Raw genomic sequence first — 3,369 nt, forward strand, 5'->3', positions numbered from 1 at the left:
CCGGCTCGACGAGCTCGGCCTCGAGCCCGCGAACTACAACGGCGGCGGGCAGATCGTGGTCGCCGGCGACGTCGAGGCGCTCGACGCGCTCAAGGAGGAGCCGGTCCGCGGCACGCGCGTCGTGCCCCTGCAGGTGGCCGGCGCGTTCCACACCCGCTACATGGCGCCGGCGCGCGACTCCCTCGCCGCCGTCGCCGCCGAGCTGTCCCCCGCCGACCCGACACTGCGGCTCTGGACGAACCGGGACGCTCGGTCATCGACTCCGGCGCGGGGTTCCTCAAGCTGCTCGTCGGACAGGTCGCCTCCCCCGTGCGCTGGGACCTCTGCATGGCCGCGTTCGCCGAGGCGGGCGTCACCGGCGTGCTCGAACTGGCGCCGGCCGGCGCTCTGGTCGGCCTCGCCAAGCGGGGCCTCAAGGGCGTGCCAAGCCTGGCCGTCAAGACCCCCGACGACCTCGACGCCGCCCGCGCCTTCATCGACGAGCACGCCGCTTAGCAGGAGACCCCATGACATCCCCCACCCTCACCCAGTCCAGCGGCAGCGCCTACACCAGGATCCTCGGCATCGGCGCCGCCCGCGGCGACCTCGTCGTCCCGAACGACGACCTGATCGGGCCGATCGACTCCTCCGACGAGTGGATCCGCCAGCGCACCGGCATCATCGAACGCCGCCGAGCGTCGGGAGACATCCACGCTGTCGACCTGGCGACCACGGCCTCGCTCGAAGCGATCGAGAAGGCCGGTATCCGGCCCGACCAGATCGGCGTCGTGCTGGTCTCGACCATCAGCAACACCGTGCAGACCCCCTCGCTGGCCGCGCTCCTCGCCGACCGGATCGGAGCCAACCCGGCGCCCGCCTACGACATCTCGGCCGCCTGCGCCGGCTACACCTACGGCATCGCCCAGGCCGACTCGTTCATCCGCTCCGGCCTGGCCGAGTACGTGCTCGTCGTCGGCGCCGAGAAGCTGTCGGACCTCGTCAAGGCGAGCGATCGGAGCATCTCCTTCCTCCTGGGCGACGGCGCGGGAGCAGCGGTCGTCGGCCCGAGCGACACCGTCGGCATCTCCAAGACTGTCTGGGGCTCTGATGGCTCCAAGTGGGACACCGTCGGCATGGACAACCCGCTCGCGGCCTACCGCGACGGCACCGCCGAGTGGCCGACGCTCCGCCAGGACGGCCCCTCGGTCTTCCGCTGGGCGGTCTGGGAGATGGCCAAGGTCGCCTCGAAGGCGCTGGCGGAGGCGGGGGTCCGTCCCGAGGACCTCGCCGCGTTCATCCCGCATCAGGCGAACATGCGCATCATCGACGAGCTCGCGAAGCAGCTCAAGCTGCCCGAGACGGTGGCGATCGGCCGCGACATCGAGACGACCGGCAACACGTCGGCGGCGTCGATCCCCCTCGCCACCCACCGCCTGCTCGACGAGCACCCCGAACTGCACGGCGGACTCGCCCTGCAGATCGGCTTCGGCGCCGGGCTCGTGTTCGGCGCGCAGGTCGTGGTGCTCCCCTGACGCTCGCGGAGCCACCCCTAAACTGACCTACGGTCACTGACGAACACCAGTAGAAACCCCTCAAGGAGAGAACCATGGCACTGTCCACCGAAGAAGTCCTCGCCGGCCTGGCCGAGCTTGTCAACGACGAGACGGGCATCGCGACCGACTCCGTCGAGATGGACAAGTCGTTCACCGACGACCTCGACATCGACTCCATCTCGATGATGACCATCGTCGTCAACGCCGAGGAGAAGTTCGACGTGAAGATCCCCGACGACGAGGTCAAGAACCTCAAGACGGTCGGCGACGCGGTCACCTTCATCGTCAACGCGTCCGCCTAGTCGGCACCAGCGCCCCCGTCCTCGAGGCGGACACCCCGGCCGACGCTCGTCGGCGGGGTGTGACCGTCCCCCACCCGTCACGGAACAGAGAAGCTCGTCATGTCCAAGAAGATCGTCGTCACCGGAATCGGTGCCAGCAGCCCCCTCGGCGGAACCGCTCGGGAATCCTGGGACGCCCTCCTCGCCGGCGAGTCGGGCATCCGCTCCCTCGAACACGACTGGGTCGCCCAGTACGACCTCCCCGTCACCTTCGCCGGCCAGGCCAGGGTGCGCCCGGAGGATGTCCTCGCCCGCCCCGAGGCGAAGCGCCTCGACCCCTCCAGCCAGTTCGCCCTGATCTCGGCACGCGAGGCCTGGGCCGACGCGGGTCTCACCGAGGTCGACCCGCTGCGCGTGGGCGTCGACTACTCCACCGGCATCGGCGGACTCTGGACCCTCCTCGACGCCTGGGACACACTGCGGGAGCGCGGCCCCCGCCGCGTGCTCCCCATGACCATCCCGATGCTCATGCCGAACGCCGCCGCCGCCGCGATCAGCATGGCCATCCCCTCGCGGGCGTTCGCCCGCACCGACGTGTCGGCCTGCGCCTCGAGCACCGAGGCCATCACGAACGCCTACGACCACCTCCAGCTCGGCCTCGCCGACGTCGTCATCGCCGGCGGCACGGAGGCCGTGGTCCACCCGCTGCCGATCGCCGCCTTCGCCTCGATGCAGGCCCTCTCACGTCGCAACGACGAGCCGGCCGCCGCCTCCCGTCCCTACGACGTCTCCCGCGACGGGTTCGTCCTCGGCGAAGGCGCCGGCACCCTCATCCTCGAGACCGAGGAGCACGCGCTCGCCCGCGGCGCCCGCATCTACGCCGAGCTCGCAGGAGGCGCCGTCACCAGCGACTCCTACCACATCACCGCACCGGACCCCGAGGGCTCCGCCGCCGCGCGCGCGATGATCGACGCTCTGGAGCAGGCCGGCGCAGCACGCACCGACGTCACCCACATCAACGCCCACGCGACCAGCACGCCGGTCGGCGACATCGCCGAGTACCGCGCCCTGGCCCGAGTCTTCGGAGACCACCTCCCCCGCATCGCGGTGTCCGCCACGAAGGCGGCCACCGGCCACCTCCTCGGAGGCACCGGCGCGCTCGAGGCGATCTTCACCGTCCTCGCGCTCCACGAGCGCACGGCGCCCCCCACTATCAACCTCACCGAGCAGGACCCGCAGATCGTCCTCGACGTGGTCACCAGCCCGCGCGCACTCGGCGACGGCGAGCTGGTCGCCCTCTCCAACTCGTTCGGGTTCGGGGGGCACAATGCTGTTGCCGCGTTCCGGACGGTGTAGCGGGGCATAGCCCCGCTAGACCGTCCGGAACGCGGGCTGCGCCGCTCATCGCGCGGCGCAGGCGCGTCCGCTCGTCGGGAGGGTTGCGGTGTGGAGGGCCGGTGCGGGGCGGCTACGACGATCCGCTGGGACGCGGATCGCCGGTTCGTCGTGTGTGTGGTGAGCCGGTCCCTGCCCGGCTCGGCGCGGTCGGCTCGTGG

At 71.2% G+C, this 3,369-nt stretch carries 3 protein-coding genes and 1 pseudogene; all 4 read left to right on the forward strand.

Going from position 1 to position 3,369, the window contains the following annotated elements; translation table 11 throughout:
• A pseudogene (locus ACH61_RS14570) lies at positions 1–495 on the forward strand (ACP S-malonyltransferase); the annotation flags it as partial.
• Between the two features lie 11 nt (positions 496–506).
• On the forward strand, positions 507–1,511 hold the full coding sequence (locus ACH61_RS14575) for a beta-ketoacyl-ACP synthase III (protein ID WP_068213428.1): 1,005 nt from the start codon (positions 507–509) through the stop codon (positions 1,509–1,511).
• 74 nt (positions 1,512–1,585) lie between these two features.
• A complete protein-coding gene (locus ACH61_RS14580; RefSeq protein WP_068213431.1) occupies positions 1,586–1,834 on the forward strand; it encodes an acyl carrier protein in 249 nt (82 codons plus the stop codon).
• Between the two features lie 99 nt (positions 1,835–1,933).
• Complete coding sequence (locus ACH61_RS14585) at positions 1,934–3,169, forward strand: beta-ketoacyl-[acyl-carrier-protein] synthase family protein (protein ID WP_068213433.1); 1,236 nt, start codon at positions 1,934–1,936, stop codon at positions 3,167–3,169.
• Positions 3,170–3,369 lie beyond the last annotated feature (200 nt).

Origin of the sequence: Rathayibacter tanaceti (assembly GCF_001634385.1) — a bacterium.
Taxonomy (GTDB): Bacteria; Actinomycetota; Actinomycetes; order Actinomycetales; family Microbacteriaceae; genus Rathayibacter; species Rathayibacter tanaceti.

Coding starts and splice junctions, on each gene's coding strand:
- ACH61_RS14580 (WP_068213431.1), top strand. CDS start 1,586: ATGGCACTGTCCACCGAAGAAGTCCTCGCCGGCCTGGCCGAGCTTGTC.
- ACH61_RS14575 (WP_068213428.1), top strand. CDS start 507: ATGACATCCCCCACCCTCACCCAGTCCAGCGGCAGCGCCTACACCAGG.
- ACH61_RS14585 (WP_068213433.1), top strand. CDS start 1,934: ATGTCCAAGAAGATCGTCGTCACCGGAATCGGTGCCAGCAGCCCCCTC.